A 16,425-nucleotide genomic window follows, 5' to 3' on the forward strand; every position below is an offset into this window, starting at 1 on the left:
CTGCTCTGCAGCCCTCCCAAGGCGTGCTGCGCGACCCTGCTCTTGCAAGCGGGAGACATTTCCCACTAGGCCGTGCCGGAAGCCCTGAGGAGCCTTGCCATGGAACTGACACTCGTCGGCATCGGGACCGGCAAGCCGGACCATCTGACCCTGCAGGCGGTCGAGGCGATCCGGGCGGCTGACCTCCTGCTGATCCCCGAGAAGGGCGAAGGCAAGCAGGAGCTCGCGGACCTGCGCCGCACGATCGTCGCCGGTTGCGTCGAGGATGACGGCGTCAGGGTTCTGTCCTTTGCCATGCCCGAGCGAGATCCCGCAGTGCCCGACTACAAGACCCGGGTCAAACTCTGGCATGATGCCATCGCGCAAGCCTGGCTTGATGCGCTGGCCCCTTATCCTGAAGCGCGGAAGATCGTGCTGCTCGTCTGGGGTGACCCGGCCTTGTTCGACAGCACGCTGCGCGTTGCCGAGCGGATCAGGAAGGCCTGTCCGCTAGAGCTGAAGGTCGTGCCAGGCCTGACGTCGCTGCAGGTGCTTGCCGCATCCCATGCCATCCCGCTCAACCGCCTGGCCGAGCCGTTCCTAGTGACCACCGGCAGGCACCTGCGCGAGCATGGCTGGCCCGAGGGCATCGATACGCTTGTGGTCATGCTCGACGGCGAATGTTCGTTCACCACGCTCGATCCGGCTGGGGTCTCAATCTGGTGGGGCGCCTATCTGGGCATGGAAGGTGAAATCCTCGACCAGGGGGCGCTGTCAGAAGCCGGCCCGCGCATCGTCGAGGCCCGTGCCGAGACACGGGAACGGCGGGGCTGGATCATGGACATCTACCTGCTGCGCCGCGAGACTTCCTCCGCAAGCGCGCCGTAGAGGATCAGCGTTGGGGCTATCGAACGCGTCTTCGCGCGGCAAAGATCGACCAGCTTGCCGATCGTCGCCCGGTGCAGCGCCTCCGCAGGGGTGGACACGCCGGCCGCCAAGATCGCCGGAGTTTCTGCCGGAAGTCCATGCGCAATCAGATGGGCAGCAAAGGCCGGAAAGGTGGCGCGCGCCATGTAGACGGCCGTTACCGCATGCGGGTCGGCCAGTGCGGCCCAGTTCAGATCGCCAGGCAGACCACCGGTAACATCATGCCCGGTCACGAACTGCACCCGTCGCGCGGTCAGGCGCCGGGTCAGCGGGATGCCCGCAGCTGCAGCGGCCGCAGCCGGAGCCGTCACGCCAGGAATGACCTCGTAGCCAATCGTAGCGGTGTCAAGAGCCGCGACCTCTTCCTCCAGACGCCCGAACATGCCCGCATCGCCGGATTTCAGCCGCACCACGCGGGCGCCCGCCGCCGCGTGAACCACCAGCAGGCGGTTGATGTCATCCTGCCGGGCTGAAGCCCGGCCTGCGCGCTTGCCGACCGGGATCAACTCGGCGTTCCTCGCGGCGAGTTCGAGGATCGGCCCCGAGGAAAGGTCATCGTAAAGCACGACCTCAGCCGCCTGCAGGCGCTTCATGGCCTTGACGGTCAGAAGCTCGGGATCGCCTGGGCCCGAGGACACGAAGCTGACAAAGCCCGCCGCTCTCATGACGCCTCCGAGATCAGGTGAAAGAAGGTGCCGGTGACGTTTCCCCGACGAGAGCCTGTTTCCGGGACAGCATTGCCTTCCGCATCGAAGACCTCGGCCAAGGGCGCATCGGGCTGCGCGAGGATGGTGGAATAGTGGAATTCATGGCCAAGCAGCCTCTGGCCGCGGCCCTGGCCTGGCAGGGGGGAAAGGAGCCTCGCCTGTCGGTATCCCAAGTGCATTCGGCGGCTCGCATAGCTCGTTTCCAGACCCAGCAGCCCCGCCATCCGGTGGATCTGTCCCCCTTCATCCGTCAGGGCTTCCCCCAGGACCATGTATCCGCCGCATTCCCCGTGAACCGGCCCGCTCTCCGCAAACCGTCTCAAGCCGGCAAGAAAGACCTGCGCCCCGGCCAGGCGGCTCGCGTGAAGCTCCGGATAGCCCCCCGGCAGCCAGCAGCAATCGGCATCCGGTGGGGGCTCGTTGGCCAACGGAGAAAATGGCAGGATCTCGGCCCCCGCGTCCTGCCAGGCAGCGACAAGATGGGGATAGGCAAACGAAAACGCCTCGTCGCGCGCAAGGGCGATCCGCTGGGCTGGGGGGCGGATGCGTCTTGGCGGCTGCAGGGGTTTGCCGCCTGCCACCAGTGTGCGAAGAGCCACAAGATCGACATGCGCGCGCAGGAAGCCGGCATAGCCGGCGATCGCCGCATCAAGGTCCGGATGCTCGACCGCCTGGACAAGCCCGAGGTGACGTTCGGGCAGCGTCAGATCGCCACGTCGAGGCAACGCCCCGAATACCGGTATGCCGGCGTTGTCCAGGGCCAAACGGCACAGCCGTTCGTGCCGAGGCGAGGCGACCCGGTTGAGGATGACACCTGCGACCTGCACGTCCTGGCGGAAATGCCGCAGTCCCAGCGACAGCGCCGCGACGGTTTGGGCATGGCCGGACACGTCCATGACCACCACCACCGGCCAGCCTGTCACCGCGGCGATATCCGCCGTTGATCCATTGCCCGTGGCCCCTGCCCGGGCCACCCCGTCAAACAGCCCCATCGAACCCTCGGCGACCGCCATCTCGCCCGGCAGCCCCAGCTGGTCGGCCAGCAACCCTGGGTCCATCGCCCAACTGTCGAGATTGCGGGAATCCTCGCCGCAGGCGGCGCGATGGAAGGCGGGGTCGATATAGTCGGGACCGCACTTGTAGGGGCGAACCTTCACCCCGTCCTCGGCAAGACAGCGCAGCAAGCCCAGCATCACTGTGGTCTTGCCCGCGCCCGAGCGGGGGGCCGAGACGATCAGCCCGGGGATCGTGGCCCGGCTCATCCCTTAACCGCATCGGCACGGCCCGCACGGAAACGGCGGTCATAATCGGCGGCGTAGAGCCGGCTCTCGTGGAAGCCTTCAGCCGCCAAAGCGCGACCCACGAGGATCAGGGCAGTCCGCTCCATCGTCTCGCCCACGTCGGCGGCGATGGAGCGGAGCGTTCCCCGCACAATCCGCTGGTCCGGCCAGCTCGCCCGCCAGACAACGGCGGCAGGACAGTCGACGCCATAATACGCACCGAGTTCAGCGGCGACCTCCTCCAGCCGGTGGATGGAAAGATGGATGGCCAGTGTCGCACCCGTGGCTCCGAAGGTGGCCAGCGTCTCGGTCGGGGGCATAGGCGAGGCGCGGCCAGAGATCCGGGTCAGCACCACGCTCTGGGCAATGCCCGGCAGGGTCAGTTCCGCCCCCAGGGCGGCGGCGCCTGCCGCGAAGGAAGGGACGCCCGGCGTGATGTCATAGGGGATGCCAAGCTCCCGCAGTCGGCGCAACTGCTCGCCCATGGCAGACCAGACCGACAGGTCGCCCGAGTGCAGGCGCGCCACGTCCAAGGCCTGGGCGTGGGCGGCGGCAATCTCGGCCATGATGCCGTCGAGGCTCATGGACGCGGTGTTGATGATCCGCGCCCCCTGGGGGCAGTGCCGCAGCATCTCCTCGGGGATCAGGGAACCGGCGTAAAGACAGACGGGCGAGGCCGCGATCAGGTCCCGCCCCCGCAGGGTAAGAAGGTCAGGCGCGCCGGGGCCTGCGCCGATGAAGTGAACGGTCATGGAACGGGCCTTTCGGACTGGGCAAGGGCGGCAGTGACGCATCCGTCGGCCGAAATCACACGCGGCTCGACAAGGCGCGCACCGGGGCCGGCAGCGATAATGGCGCAAGCCTCGGCAAGGCTGCCGGTCCCGAAGCGAGCCAGGATGCGAGGACTGCGGGTAGGAGTGCTGACGCCCAGCAGCATCTCCTCGGGGATCAGGACGAGCCTGAAGCCGGCCGCCTGCAGGCCTGCCACGAGAGGATGGGCTTGCCGAAAGGCAGGCACGGCAAGCGTCAGCGGGGGCATGACCTGCAACTGCCGGAACAGGTCCTGCACGCCTTCAGGGGTGGCTGCTGCACGCAGACCAAGTCCGACCACTCTCAACGTGTGACGCTCCATTGCACCACCGGATAGCTGGCCTTCCAACCGCGCCTGCTGCCCAGTGGCGCCGCTTGCGACAGCTCGATCCGAAGAAGCGTGCCCCTCAGCCGCGCTTGCGCACCGGCAAGCAGGCTTTCGGTTTCCAGCGTGACGCCATGGGCGACGATGCGGGTATTGGCGGGAAGGATTGCCCACAAGGCGTCGAGCAGCGGAGCGTCCAGACCGCCGCCGATGAAGACGGCATCGGGCGCGGGAAGGCTCGGCAGAAGCGCCAGCGCTCGACCCTCACGTATCTCGAAATGCGGCACCCCGAGGGAGCGGGCGTTGGCACGCGCCCTTGCCGCGCGGATCGGGTCGCGCTCAACCCCGATGGCGCGGTTGCGGGGATGGGACAGAAGCCACTCGATCCCCACCGAGCCGCTGCCTGTGCCAAGATCCCACAGCAGTTCGCCGGGATGGGGCGCAAGCGCGGAAAGAGCCAGGGCGCGCACCGGGCGCTTTGTTATCTGGCCATCATGATCGAAAAGATCATCCTCCAGACCCGAGGAATGCGGTAATCCCTTCCCACCCCGGACCTCGACGGCACAGGCGACAAGGTTCTCGCATTGCGGCAGCGCCTCCTGGGCGAGATATCGGCGGACACGCTCTCTGGGGCCACCCAGATGTTCCAGCACGTGCAGCGTGGAGGCGCCAAAGCCGAGCGAGGTCAGGTAACCCGCCAAGGATGCGGGCGCTGATCCATCCCTCAGGGTGACGATCAGCCTTGCACCGTCGGATAAGTGTCGGCGCAGCTTCTCGACCGGTGCGGCGTGGAGGCCGAGGCACAGAACCTCCTCCAGGCGCCAGCCGAGGCTCGCGGCGGCCAGGGACTGCACAGAGAGGGCGGGATAGGCGCGCCATTCCCCGGGTTGCAGTTCCTGCGCAAGGCTGCCGCCCGCGCCGTGCCAGAAGGGATCACCGGAAACCAGCGCGACCACCCGCTTGCCGCGCAACGTCAGCAGGGGCACCAGCGAAAACGGGACGGGCCAAGGGGATTTGGAGGGATGGTCCACCATCGCCAGGTGGCGCGGACTGCCGAAGACGACTTCGGCCCGTTCCAGCGCATCACGGCTTGCCTCGGACAGATCCTTCAGGCCATTTTCCCCAATGCCGATGATCGATAGCCACTCAGCCATTCCGCCCACCCTCATCCTGGGCGGCACCACCGAGGCGAGCCACCTTGCGCAGGCCGTGGCCGATGCGGGCCTGCCCGCGATTCTGTCTTATGCCGGACGGGTGGCAAGCCCCCGTTCGCAGCCGGTGCCCATCCGCAGCGGCGGCTTCGGCGGGACCGACGGGCTTGCCGCCTTCCTGAGGGTGAACGGCATCGGTCAGGTGGTGGATGCGACCCATCCCTTTGCCGCCCGGATCAGCCGCAACGCCGCGCTCGCCTGTGCCGCCGCCGGGATGCCGCTCTGCGCGCTTGAGCGGGCGCCCTGGATGGCCCAGGCGGGCGACGACTGGACCCGTGTCCCGGACATCGAAGGAGCCGTGGCCCAGTTGGACGGTCCCGCCAAACGGGTGTTCCTGGCGATCGGGCGACAGCATCTCGCCAGCTTTGCCCATCTCGGGCAGCATCGTTTCTTGACCCGGACGGTCGATGCGCCCGCCGCAGACTTTCCCCTGCCGGACGCCGAAGTGATCGTCGCGCGCGGCCCCTTCAGGGTTGAGAACGACATGGAGCTGATGCGCGCGCATGGCACCGAACTGCTGGTCGCCAAGAACGCGGGCGGGGCTGGAGCCGAGGCGAAAATCCTTGCTGCCCGGGCACTCGCCGTCCCGGTCATCATGATTGACCGGCCGGAACTGCCCGACCGCCCCCTGCGCCGGACCGTGGCCGAGATCATGGACTGGCTTCATGCCCGCCTCGGCGTATAGACGAAACGCCCGATGCGGCGCGTGGCTGACGAGCCGAGGATGACCAACGTGCGCATGTCCGCCATCTCGGGGCGCGCCTCTTGAAGAGGCACCACATGAATCTCTTGCTGGGGGGTCGTGACCGCACGGGCGAAGATCATCAGGCGGTCAGGTTCGACCTGGTCATTCAGCAGATCCAGCAGAGATGCGAACTGATGCGGGCGCGAGGCCGAACGCGGATTGTAGAAGGCCATCACGAAGTCGGCCTCCAACGCCAGGTGCACCCGCCTGAGCACCAGATCAAAGGGCTTTAGGTTGTCCGACAGGTTGATGGCGCAGAAGTCATGACCCAAGGGCGCGCCGGCTGCGGCAGCGGCAGCCAGCATGGCTGTGATGCCTGGCAGGACGCGGATGTCCAGGTCCCGCCAAGGGGCGGGGCCGCTCTCGACGGCCTCGAAGACCGCCGAGGCCATGGCAAAGACACCGGGATCGCCCGATGATACGATCACGGCGTGGTTTCCTTGTGCCGCAAGCTCCAGCGCGTGCCGGGCGCGGTCAAGCTCGACCCGGTTGTCGGAAGGATGCAGGCGCAGGCCGTCGCGCGGGGAAATGCGGGACACATAGGGAATATAGCCGATGACGTCGGTTGCCCGATCCAGCGCCTCCAAAACCTCGGGCGTGACCATCCCCTCGGCGCCGGGACCAAGACCGGCGATAACAAGAGAGCCCGTCACGGCCTGCGTCCTTGTCCATGAACCAGCACGATCGAAAAGTAGGGCACCGGCCCTTCGACTTCCGACAACATGCGAACCCGCTCCTCGGCCATGGTGCCGTGCTCGACCAGCCATGCCTGATCCGCCCTGCCCGCAGCCTGCAGAGCTGCGCGCAGGCGTGGCAGGTTGCGGCCGATCTTCATGACAACCAAGGCATCGGTGTCGCGGATACGCCGCGCCAGTTCGCCTTCAGGCAAGGTCGCGGGCAGAACCGTAAGGATGTCATCTCCCCAGGTGATCGGAAGGCCCGTGGCGGTCCAGCAACCGGCCATGCCGGGAATGCCCGGCACCACCTCCACACGCTCGCGCGGCAGGCGGGCATAAAGATGCATGAACGAACCGTAGAAGAAGGGATCTCCCTCGCACAGCACGACCACGTCCTCATCCTCGGACTGTCGCAGAAGCTCAGCCGTCCAATGCTCGTAAAAACCTGCAAGCGCGGCGTTGTAGCGCGGGTCCGAAACGGGGATCTCGGTGGTTACGGGATACTCCATCGCGATCTCGACCGCCTGTGACGGAAGGAGCCCCTCGACAAGCCTGCGCGCCACGCCCATGGCGCCCGCCTTGCGGAAGAATGCCACGCGCCGCGCACGTGTCAGATAGCGATGGGCCTTGACGCTCATCAGCTCGGGGTCGCCGGGACCGAGGCCGATGCATATGATCTTGCCGGTCATGCCTACTCCCGCGCCGAGGCGAGCGCGTTGACCGCAGCCACCGTCATGGCCGAGCCGCCCGGACGCCCCTCGACGACGCACCACGGCACGGGGTTGTCCTGGATCAGCGCGGCCTTGGACTCCGCCGCGCCAACGAAACCCACAGGGCAGCCGATGATGGCGGCCGGACGGGGAAAGTCCGGCTCGGCCAGCCGGTTGAGAAGGTGGAACAAGGCAGTCGGCGCATTGCCGATGGCCACGACCGCGCCCTGCAGATGCGGTCGCCACAGCTCGATGGCCGCCGCCGAGCGTGTATTGCCCAACTCAAGCGCAAGGGCAGGCACGCGCGGATCCTGCAGGGTGCAGATGACCTGATTGTCCGCAGGCAGACGCGCCCGGGTCACCCCTTCTGACACCATGCGCACATCGCAGAGAATGGGCGCGCCCTCCTGCAACGCCTGACGCGCCGCCCGGGCGAAACCGGGGGAAAAGCGGATCAGGGACGCCAGCTCCACCATGCCCGCAGCATGGATCATGCGGACTGCGACAACCTCCTCCTCCGGCGAAAAGCGGGCCAGGTCCGCCTCGGCGCGGATGGTGGCGAAAGATGCGCGGTAGATGGCCGCGCCATCAGTTTCATAGCTATGAGCCAAGATGGCCTCTCATCATATCTGGAATGTCTATTCCGGTCAGTCCGCACAGAGCGGGCTTTCCCCCTGCGGGACCATTGAGGACCAGGTCGAAGCGCCCCTCGCGCCCTGTCAGGGTGACATGCGCCGGCGCGGGATGGGCGCAGCCCTTTCCACAGCCCGACACATGCAGATGCCGCCCTTCTGGCACAATGGCGGCGAGGTCTCGCGCCAGGGCGCGGGTCTCGACGCTGCTCGAGGCGCAGCCCGGCGCGCCGATACAGGCACTGACGCGCAGCAGCGGATGGCTGGGATCGGTCAGCCACAGCTCGCTGCGCGCATGACCTTCGGGCAGAACCGCCCGCCAAGGCGTCAGTCGCAGGGCGCTGCCCGTGAGTTCGGCCAGGATCTGCGAGGTCACTGCCCCGAAGGGCGCGAACAGAAGCGGAGCAGCACGCAGGATCTCGTCCAGGGGTGCCTGCGGGTCGGGTGCCGCATCCGCGTGGAGGGCGGGAACAATGCCTGCGGCCACTGCCTTCGCCATCCGGGCCTGCCCGCAGGAGGCAAACCAGTTCAGCAATTCGAGGATGCGTGCCATGGCCGCCTGCGGCTCGACGCGTTCGCCCCGGGCCATTCCATCGGCACGCAGCAGCAGATCTTTCCCGGCGCGTTCGATCCGGATATCCGCCGAGGCATCCTGCAGTGCCGGGCATTCCCCCGTGTCGATAGCAAAGCCAAACTTGGGCGGCAGATCGGGGGCGTTCAGCAACGCCTCCTCAAGTCTGCGGACAAGCTCCAGGGTTCCATCTCCCTCACGCCAGAAAGGCGTCGTCATGATGTTGCGCCTCGCTTCAACCCGAGGATCGGGATCCAGCAGGTCAAGCGCCTGCAGCCGGCGATGCACCTCGGGCAGGCTGCCTTCGCGGACGCCTCTCAACTGCAACGTCGCTCTCGATCCGAGATCAAGTTGCCCATTGCCGAAAGACTCGGAAATCCTGACCAGTCCGGTCCCTTGGTCCGGATCGAGGCGCGAACAATGCGGACGGACCCGCAGCAGCAGGCCATCGCCTGCCGGCATCGGGCGAAGCGCGCCGGGGCACCAGCCTTTGCGGGTCATGTGGGAAGCCTCGCGACAGAGTTGCGGCGCAGGTCGTGCCCGATCCCGAACTCGGCAAAGATTGCCTGCATCGCCGCCAGGGCACCCGGATTTTCCTCCGCGAGGAAATCCCGTACCTCGGCCGAGCCGAGGGTTGCTTCATGGTAAAGTGCGAAAAGATGCTCGGGAACGGCATGCGCCATCCGGGCAAAGGCCGCCATGTGCTCCAGCGTGGCCGCGATCTCGGCCGCGCCTCGGAAGCCGTGGCGCATCATTCCCGCCAGCCACCGGGGATTGGTGGCACGGGCCCGGACAACGCGGGCGATTTCCTCGGGAAGAAGCCGCGCGCGGGGCGTGTCGGGGCGCGTTGCGTCCAGATGGTAAAGCGCGGTCGGCCCCAGTCCCAGGGCAGCGCGGGCTGCGGCGAACCCGGCTTCATGCGCCGCGTAGTCCATCGCCAAAAGAAGATCAGTCTCGGGGAGGTCCTGCGACAGCACGAAGCCATCAGCCGCCCTGAGCCGCGCCTCGAGCACCGCGCGGTCGGGCGTGCCGTCGTGACCAAAGGCTGAAGTCTCCAGCCATGCCCTTCCTGCCGCCTCGGCGGTCATGTCGTCGGTGATGCCGGTGCCGAAGCGGCCCGGTGCAGGAGCGAAGACATGCGAGCCAGGGGCTGCTGCGACATAGGGGTTCATGTCCTCGGCCTCGTCCCGTGCGGCAAGTGCCGCGCAGCCTTGCTGGAACAGCACGACGAGGTCCGGGAACGTGTCGCGGAAAAGGCCCGATACCCGCAGCGTCACCTCGATCCGCGGTCGGTCCATCAATGCCAGCGGCGTGACCTCGAAGCCTGTGACGCGCTCGGAGGCCGCATCCCAGATCGGCATGAGTCCGGCAAGGTGCAGCGCCATGGCGAAATCCTCGCCTGCCGTCCGCATCGTGGCCGAGCCCCACAGGTTCACGACCAGACCCTGGGGATAGTCGCCGTGATCCTGCAGATGACGGCGCACGAGTTCCTCGGCCAGCCGGACGCCCTGGGGCCATGCCGCGCGCGAGGGCACCGCACGCGGATCAACCCCATAGAGATTGCGCCCCGTCGGAAGCACGTCAAGCCGTCCCCGATAGGGCGAGCCAGAAGGACCGGCCGCTATACGCTGCCCTGCAAGCGCCGCGTGGATCGCCGCGCGTTCCGACGCAAGGGACATCGGATCGCCCTGCGCCCTGCCCTTCTCGTCGGGGGTGCCTTCCCCCCAGACATGCAGGCCGTCGCCAAACTGGCTTTCCTTGAGATCGCAAACGAAGCGGTCGATGGCGGTGATCGCCTCGGCGGCTGAGGCACCGGTCTTGATCCCAAGTTCAGCCTCGAGATCATGCTCGCGCGCCTCGGCCCGGATTAGCGTGATCAACCTCAGACGGCGGGCCGGGTCCAACCCATCGGCGGTTGAATATTCGTCCAGCAGGCTTTCCAGCCTCAGCAGCCTTTCGGGCATCCCGGAGCTGACGAGTGGCGGCGGAAGATGGCCCAGCGTCAGCGCGCCCAGCCTGCGCCGGGCCTGCGCGGCCTCCCCAGGATCATTGACGATGAAGGGGTAAAGCACGGGCACGCCGCTGGTCAGCGCCTCGGGCCAGCAGTCCCGCGACAGGGCCGCAGCCTTGCCCGGCAGCCATTCCAGCGTGCCATGCGCGCCAACATGGATGATCGCATCGATTTTGGCACCATGCTTGAGCCAGAGGTAGTAGGACAGGTAATCGTGACCTGGCACATGTGACAGGTCGTGGTAATCGGCCTCTCGTGTGGCGGCCTTGCCCCGCTCAGGCTGCAAGGCCAGAAGCAGGTTGCCGGCCCAAAAGGCTTGGAACTCCGGTTCTGCAGCCATCTTGCCGTGCGCTTCTTCAAGGTTCCTGCGCAGGCATTCGGAAAGAGAGGACAGCGCATCTTCATAGGCCGTCAAGGACCAGCGAAGCCGCGTGGCCTTCAGGTCACGAAGGATGGTTTCGGACGTTATTTCAAGGCCAAGCTGCCGCGCAATGGCCGCCGCCGACGCCAGGGCGTCAAGCCCGACCGCATGGGCCATCCGCCATTCCTTGCCGGGATAGGTAGACAGGATAAGCGCCACGCGGCGTTCGGACGATGCCAGTTCCTGCAGACGCCGCCAGTTCATCACCCTGGTAACGACCGCATCAATCCGTTCCGCATCCGGGCTGTGACGCTGAAGCCCGAATTGTAGCGCCGGGTCGGTGTCCGTCATGTCCTTGAAGGAGATGACGCCCGCATTGATGCGTCCGTCCAGTTCAGGCAGCGCGACATGCATTGCAAGATCGGCGGCGGAAAGGCCGCGTTCCGACCCCTCCCATGCGGCACGATCAGAGGTCGCGTGAATGACCTGGAAGACAGGCACGCCCGGGGCATCGAGGGGCGACGCATCCCCTGCCCGCCCCGCAAAGGCGGTGGCGTTGACGATGGCTGCGGGTGCGAGCCGGGGCAGCATGGCCCGCAGCCAATCGGCCGCAGCTGCGTCCTTGAGGCTGGGAAGGAAAAGTCCCACGGCCTGCACATCCCGAGCCTCGAAGGCGCGGATCAGTGCGTTGATCGAGGCAGTGTCGGAGGCAGCCGCCCAAGCGCGATAGAAGGGAATGAGGACCAGAGGGCGATCATCCCGTTGAAACTCTTTGATGGGCCCTGGTTCGGGGTGCCAGAAGCCATGGTTCGGCAGCATCGTAGCGCCATGCGGCGGCGCCGTCTCCAGCCCCGCGGCCGAGGTGAGCAGGGCCAATGCATCATGAGCGGCAAGTTCGCCCCCGGCCTCGCACAGCTTCGTCAGGTGCCGCAGGGTGGAAACGGGCAGCGTCGAAGCCTCGTCGAGCACAGGGTCCGGCTGGCCGTCTGCCGGCAGGAAGGCCAGCGCGATCCCCTTCTCGCGCGCCATGCGGGAAAGCTCGTCCACGCCGTAGGGCCAATAGCTTCTGCCACCGATCAGGCGCACCAGAATGCCTTTGGCCGCCGGCAGGGTGCGCTCGGCATAGGTGTCGACGGACAGCGGATGGCGGAGGCGCGAGAGATTGGCCAGACGCAGGGTGGGCAGCTGGTCCCTGCCACGCCGCCAGCCTGCCGCGAAAGCTCCGAGGTCGCTGTCCGAAAAGGACAGCACCACCAGATCCGCAGGCGATTGCCCCAGATCCTCCGGCTGGGCGGTCTCATCCAACCCGTGGCTTTCGCGGAAGAGGACGTGCATCAGGCTAGCGCAGACCGGATGGCAACGGGGTCGACGTCTCCTTTTTGCGCAATCACGACAAGGCGTCCGTGTCGGGGCTGATCCCCCCACGGACGGTCGAACTGGTGGCGCACACGCGCACCTACGGCCTGAACCAGAAGCCGCAGCGGCTTACCCTCGACTGCGACATGGCCCTTGACCCGAAGGACCTTCTGCACTTCGGCCAGTGTCGCGATCTTGCTGGCCAATGCCTTGGGATCCGTCTGTTCGGGCAGGTCGATCACCACCGTGTCAAAGTCGTCATGGTCATGCTCCTCCTCGCCCTCGTGGTGCGAAGGACGTGCGGCCAGATCGTTCTCGGCCGCCGCGTTGATCCCCAGAACCACTCGGGGATCAATCACGCCCTCCGTCAGGGCCACCATGGGCAGCGGACGCGGTGCCTCGGCCGTGATGATCTCGCGGGCAGCAGCAAGACCCGCCTCGCCAGCCAGGTCAGCCTTGGAAAGCAGCACGATATCCGCACAGGCGATCTGGTCTTCGAACACCTCGGACAACGGTGTCTCGTGATCAAGCTCGCTTGCGTCGCCGGGATGCGCCGGATCGGGGGCAAAGCGGCCTGCCGCTACGGCCTCGGCATCGGCCACGGCAACCACGCCGTCGATGGTGATGCGCGAGCGCAGGTCCGGCCAGTCGAAGGCCTTGAGCAGAGGCTTGGGCAGGGCCAGCCCCGAAGTCTCGATCACGATATGGTCGGGTTTGGGGTCGAGCGCCAGAAGCCGCTCGATGGACGGGATGAACTCATCGGCGACGGTGCAGCAGATGCAGCCGTTGGTCAGCTCGACGATGTTCGCCTCGGGGCAGTTGGCATCGGCGCAGGCGCGGATCAGGTCGCCATCCACACCGACATCTCCGAACTCGTTGACCAGCACCGCCAACCGGCGCCCCTCGGGGTTCTGCAGCAGATGGCGGATCAGCGTCGTCTTGCCAGCCCCCAGAAATCCGGTGACGATGGTGACGGGGGTTTTTTCAAGTGACATTTCAGACCTCGATCGGGGGAATGCGGGCAATGGTGTTCTTGCGGATCACTTCGGGACGGGAGCGCCAGGGCACGATGCCATCTGGCGTCGCGGCATAGGCGCGGGCCATCTCGGCCACGTCGTCCGGATGCAGGTCAGGATCCAGTCCCCCCTGCACATAGGTCCAGCGGCCAGGTCCACGGAACACGACAACGCAGGAGCGCTCGCAGGCCGAAAAACATTCCTGTCGGTCATGAGGCACGCCGCGCGCGGAAAGCGCATCGGACAGCCGCGCCCCGTCACGCGGGCCCTGCGGATCGGTGCCGTCGCGCCTGCAGGTGATGCAGACCGTCAGCGCATTCATCTTGGCCATCTGCCCTCCCGGCAAGCCAATGGACGCGGGAGCAAGGATTTGCGCGCAGGACATGCGAAAGCCTGATGGCCGCCGTCATGGCTTGCACACGGTTCACCCCGACCGCAACACAATGCGAATGCGAAATCTCGCACCGCACGCTGGCAGGTCTCCCGGCTTGCGGATGACGGGGATTTTCCCCGACGGTCACCCGACCTTCCCAGGCTGTTCGGCCCAGTGGCATCCGGGTGACCTCTCCGGTCACGGTCGCGGGGGCGGCTGCGCTTTGCTGGAAACCAGCTATCGCATTCCCTCTTAGCTCGCGCTGTGCGAGAACCAACGATGCACGAGGGAAGCCACGAGACCGCCTCGCTTGTCAAGAGAAAGGGAGCCATGCCGACAGGAACAGTCCCCAATGAGGCCGCGCGCCATGCCGAGAAGAAGGCCCGGATCAAGGCGGCCCGCGACCGGATGATGGCAGAGAAGACCGGCGAGAAGGGCCTGATCCTGGTGCTGACAGGCCCGGGAAAAGGCAAATCGTCCTCGGCCTTCGGCATGGTGATGCGGGCGATCTCGCATGGGATGCCGGTGGCGGTCGTTCAGTTCATCAAGGGCGCGATGGCGACGGGTGAGCGGGATTTCCTGCTGACCCATTTCCCCATCCTTTGCGAGTTCCATACCATGGGTGAAGGCTTTACCTGGGAAACCCAGGACCTGGAGCGTGATCGTGCCGCCGCCGCCCGTGCCTGGGCCAAGGCGAAAGACCTGATCCGGGACGAACGCAACCGGATGGTTCTTCTGGACGAGATCAACATCGCCTTGCGCTATGACTATCTCGACATCGCCGAGGTCGTGGACTTCCTCCGGTCCGAGAAGCCCGAGATGACCCATGTTCTGCTCACGGGCCGCAATGCCAAGCCTGACCTGATCGAGATCGCCGATCTGGTGACGGAAATGACAGTTGTGAAGCATCCCTTCCGACAGGGAATCAAGGCTCAGGCGGGGATCGAGTTTTGACACATGCGCTGATGCTCCAGGGAACCGGATCGAACGTCGGAAAATCCCTGCTTGTTGCCGGCCTCTGCCGGGCGGCCGTGCGGCGCGGTCTGTCCGTGCGCCCCTTCAAGCCGCAGAACATGTCGAACAACGCTGCCGTGACAGTGGATGGCGGCGAGATTGGCCGCGCGCAAGCTCTTCAGGCGCTTGCCTGCGGTGTCGAGTCCCACACCGACATGAACCCGGTCCTGCTGAAACCCGAGACGGACATCGGCGCGCAGGTCATCGTGCAGGGAAAGCGGCGCGCCACCCTGAAGGCCCGCGACTACGCGCGACTGAAGCCGAAGCTGATGACGCCGGTTCTGGAAAGCTTCGAGCGGCTGAAGGCCGAGGCTGATCTGGTTATCGTCGAAGGCGCGGGCAGCCCGGCCGAGATCAACCTGCGCCAGGGAGACATCGCCAACATGGGGTTTGCCGCGGCCGCAAATATTCCCGTGGTGCTCATCGGCGACATCGATCGCGGGGGTGTCATTGCGCAACTGGTCGGATCCAGGATCGTCCTCGACCCCGAGGATGCCGCACGCATCAAGGGTTTCATCGTCAATCGATTTCGCGGCGACCCCTCGCTCTTTGACGACGGCTATCGGATGATCGCCGAGCAGACCGGCTGGCCGGGTTTCGGTGTGCTTCCATGGTTCGCCAGGGCCACGCTGCTTCCTGCCGAGGACGCGCTCGACCTGCAGCCTTTTGGGGAAGGTGCGATCAAGATTGCCTGGCTCGCCCTGTCCCGCATTGCGAATTTCGACGATCTCGATCCCTTGAAAACGCATCCCGGCGTCAGGCTCGAAATGGTTCGGCCGGGACAAGCCATTCCAGGCGATGCTGCGGCGGTTATTATTCCGGGCACGAAGTCTACCCGGGCCGACCTTGCCTTCCTGCGCGCACAGGGGTGGGACATCGACCTCAAGGCCCATCACCGCCGCGGCGGTCGCATACTGGGGATATGTGGCGGGTTCCAGATGTTGGGCAACAGCATTGTGGATCCACATGGCATCGAAGGAGAGGCCGGTGAAACCGAGGGTCTTGGCTACCTGGATGTCCAGACGGTGCTGGCAGCCGACAAGCGCCTGACCCGCGTAACCGCCGTCCATGCTCTTTCCGGCCTGCAGGTCGCGGGTTACGAGATCCACCTGGGCAGAACCGAAGGGATCGGTTGCCTGCGCCCCTTTGCCCATATCCACGATTGCCCGGACGGTGCGCGTTCGCGGGATGGACGGGTAGAGGGAACCTATTTGCACGGGCTGTTCACATCGGACCCGTTCCGCAATGCCTGGCTTCAAGGCCTGGGCGCAAGAACAAGCCCCTTTTCCTATGCCGCAGAAATCGACACGGTGCTTGACGAGCTTGCCCTCCATATCGAGGCCCATCTTGAAGTGGAGGAGTTGTTGAGGCTGGCGCAGGTGTAAGGCTTGGAACTGGCCTTCGCTTGCTCCCTCAACGAACCTGTATCCGAAAGAGGTGTGCAGCGTCGGTCACGAGGCGCAGATCCTGCTTGACGCATGACAACCAAGGCGCCCACAAGGGGCCATGGCGTTCGGTCGGCACAACCCGACTGGACTTAATCGGGAATGGGGAACGGGCATTCCGCAAGGATGCTCCAAGCCTCAACCGCCCCCGCGACTGTGTGCGGAGAGCGGCCTTCCAAGAAGCCACTGGTCCGATGGACTGGGAAGGGGGAAGGCTGCTGTGACCCGCAAGTCAGGAGACCGGCCATGCAGGAAATGTCAAACGCTGTCGGTGG

At 66.0% G+C, this 16,425-nt stretch carries 16 protein-coding genes and 2 riboswitches; of the genes, 4 read left to right on the top strand and 12 right to left on the bottom strand.

All coding sequences use genetic code 11. The features are described from left to right. Positions 1-99: 99 nt before the first annotated feature. Entirely contained in the window at positions 100-867 is a 768-nt protein-coding gene (cobF, locus tag IEX25_RS14540) for a precorrin-6A synthase (deacetylating) (protein WP_103174284.1), read from the top strand. Here the strand turns inward: cobF and cobA are convergent. Genes cobA through cbiE form a run of 5 tightly spaced genes read right to left on the bottom strand, consistent with a single transcriptional unit; the run spans position 825 to position 5,182 of the window. Then, positions 825-1,571, bottom strand: a complete 747-nt coding sequence (gene cobA, locus IEX25_RS14545) for a uroporphyrinogen-III C-methyltransferase (RefSeq protein ID WP_103174285.1) — start codon at positions 1,569-1,571, stop codon at positions 825-827. The genes cobF and cobA overlap by 43 nt on opposite strands. Next, a complete protein-coding gene (locus IEX25_RS14550; RefSeq protein ID WP_103174286.1) occupies positions 1,568-2,875 on the bottom strand; it encodes a cobyrinic acid a,c-diamide synthase CobB in 1,308 nt (435 codons plus the stop codon). The genes cobA and IEX25_RS14550 overlap by 4 nt, the downstream gene beginning before the upstream one ends. Then, positions 2,872-3,645, bottom strand: coding sequence for a precorrin-4 C(11)-methyltransferase (gene cobM, locus IEX25_RS14555; RefSeq protein ID WP_103174287.1), 774 nt, complete (start codon positions 3,643-3,645; stop codon positions 2,872-2,874). The genes IEX25_RS14550 and cobM overlap by 4 nt, the downstream gene beginning before the upstream one ends. Then, positions 3,642-4,004 carry a cobalamin biosynthesis protein gene (locus IEX25_RS14560; RefSeq protein WP_229665270.1) on the bottom strand — a complete coding sequence of 121 codons (363 nt, stop codon included), beginning with the start codon at positions 4,002-4,004 and terminating at the stop codon, positions 3,642-3,644. Before IEX25_RS14560 ends, cobM begins: the two co-directional genes overlap by 4 nt. 2 nt (positions 4,005-4,006) lie before the next feature. Next, the gene (gene cbiE, locus IEX25_RS14565) at positions 4,007-5,182 is read right to left on the bottom strand and encodes a precorrin-6y C5,15-methyltransferase (decarboxylating) subunit CbiE (protein ID WP_103174312.1); all 1,176 of its coding nucleotides are present in this window, start codon (positions 5,180-5,182) and stop codon (positions 4,007-4,009) included. Between cbiE and IEX25_RS14570 the strand changes: the two genes are divergently transcribed. Next, positions 5,160-5,924 (top strand): cobalt-precorrin-6A reductase, encoded by a 765-nt coding sequence (locus tag IEX25_RS14570; protein ID WP_103174289.1) that lies wholly within the window; start codon positions 5,160-5,162, stop codon positions 5,922-5,924. The two genes, cbiE and IEX25_RS14570, sit on opposite strands and share 23 nt — an antisense overlap. On the opposite strand, the gene cobJ is transcribed toward IEX25_RS14570, so the two are convergent. Genes cobJ through IEX25_RS14605 form a run of 7 tightly spaced genes read right to left on the bottom strand, consistent with a single transcriptional unit; the run spans position 5,903 to position 13,649 of the window. Further along, positions 5,903-6,637, bottom strand: a complete 735-nt coding sequence (cobJ, locus tag IEX25_RS14575; protein ID WP_103174290.1) for a precorrin-3B C(17)-methyltransferase — start codon at positions 6,635-6,637, stop codon at positions 5,903-5,905. The genes IEX25_RS14570 and cobJ overlap by 22 nt on opposite strands. Continuing rightward, positions 6,634-7,350 (bottom strand): precorrin-2 C(20)-methyltransferase, encoded by a 717-nt coding sequence (cobI, locus tag IEX25_RS14580; RefSeq protein WP_103174291.1) that lies wholly within the window; start codon positions 7,348-7,350, stop codon positions 6,634-6,636. The genes cobJ and cobI overlap by 4 nt, the downstream gene beginning before the upstream one ends. 2 nt (positions 7,351-7,352) lie before the next feature. Next, on the bottom strand, positions 7,353-7,982 hold the full coding sequence (locus IEX25_RS14585; protein WP_103174292.1) for a precorrin-8X methylmutase: 630 nt from the start codon (positions 7,980-7,982) through the stop codon (positions 7,353-7,355). Next, positions 7,972-9,075 (bottom strand): ferredoxin-like domain-containing protein, encoded by a 1,104-nt coding sequence (locus IEX25_RS14590; RefSeq protein ID WP_188715850.1) that lies wholly within the window; start codon positions 9,073-9,075, stop codon positions 7,972-7,974. Before IEX25_RS14590 ends, IEX25_RS14585 begins: the two co-directional genes overlap by 11 nt. Then, positions 9,072-12,281, bottom strand: coding sequence for a cobaltochelatase subunit CobN (gene cobN, locus IEX25_RS14595; RefSeq protein WP_188715852.1), 3,210 nt, complete (start codon positions 12,279-12,281; stop codon positions 9,072-9,074). The genes IEX25_RS14590 and cobN overlap by 4 nt, the downstream gene beginning before the upstream one ends. Then, entirely contained in the window at positions 12,281-13,297 is a 1,017-nt protein-coding gene (gene cobW, locus IEX25_RS14600) for a cobalamin biosynthesis protein CobW (RefSeq protein WP_188715854.1), read from the bottom strand. Before cobW ends, cobN begins: the two co-directional genes overlap by 1 nt. Position 13,298: 1 nt before the next feature. Then, the gene (locus tag IEX25_RS14605) at positions 13,299-13,649 is read right to left on the bottom strand and encodes a DUF1636 domain-containing protein (RefSeq protein ID WP_103174296.1); all 351 of its coding nucleotides are present in this window, start codon (positions 13,647-13,649) and stop codon (positions 13,299-13,301) included. 125 nt (positions 13,650-13,774) lie between these two features. Next, positions 13,775-13,984: riboswitch (cobalamin riboswitch) on the bottom strand. Between the two features lie 37 nt (positions 13,985-14,021). On the opposite strand from IEX25_RS14605, the gene cobO reads away from it, so the two are divergent. Both cobO and IEX25_RS14615 read left to right on the top strand, forming a co-directional pair. Continuing rightward, entirely contained in the window at positions 14,022-14,645 is a 624-nt protein-coding gene (cobO, locus tag IEX25_RS14610; RefSeq protein WP_188715856.1) for a cob(I)yrinic acid a,c-diamide adenosyltransferase, read from the top strand. 11 nt (positions 14,646-14,656) lie between these two features. Continuing rightward, positions 14,657-16,090 carry a cobyric acid synthase gene (locus IEX25_RS14615; RefSeq protein ID WP_188715859.1) on the top strand — a complete coding sequence of 478 codons (1,434 nt, stop codon included), beginning with the start codon at positions 14,657-14,659 and terminating at the stop codon, positions 16,088-16,090. Positions 16,091-16,195: 105 nt separating this feature from the next. Next, positions 16,196-16,413, top strand: a riboswitch (cobalamin riboswitch). The last annotated feature ends 12 nt before the right edge of the window (positions 16,414-16,425 follow it).

This window comes from Paracoccus acridae, assembly GCF_014642735.1.
GTDB classification, from domain to species: domain Bacteria; phylum Pseudomonadota; class Alphaproteobacteria; order Rhodobacterales; family Rhodobacteraceae; genus Paracoccus; species Paracoccus acridae.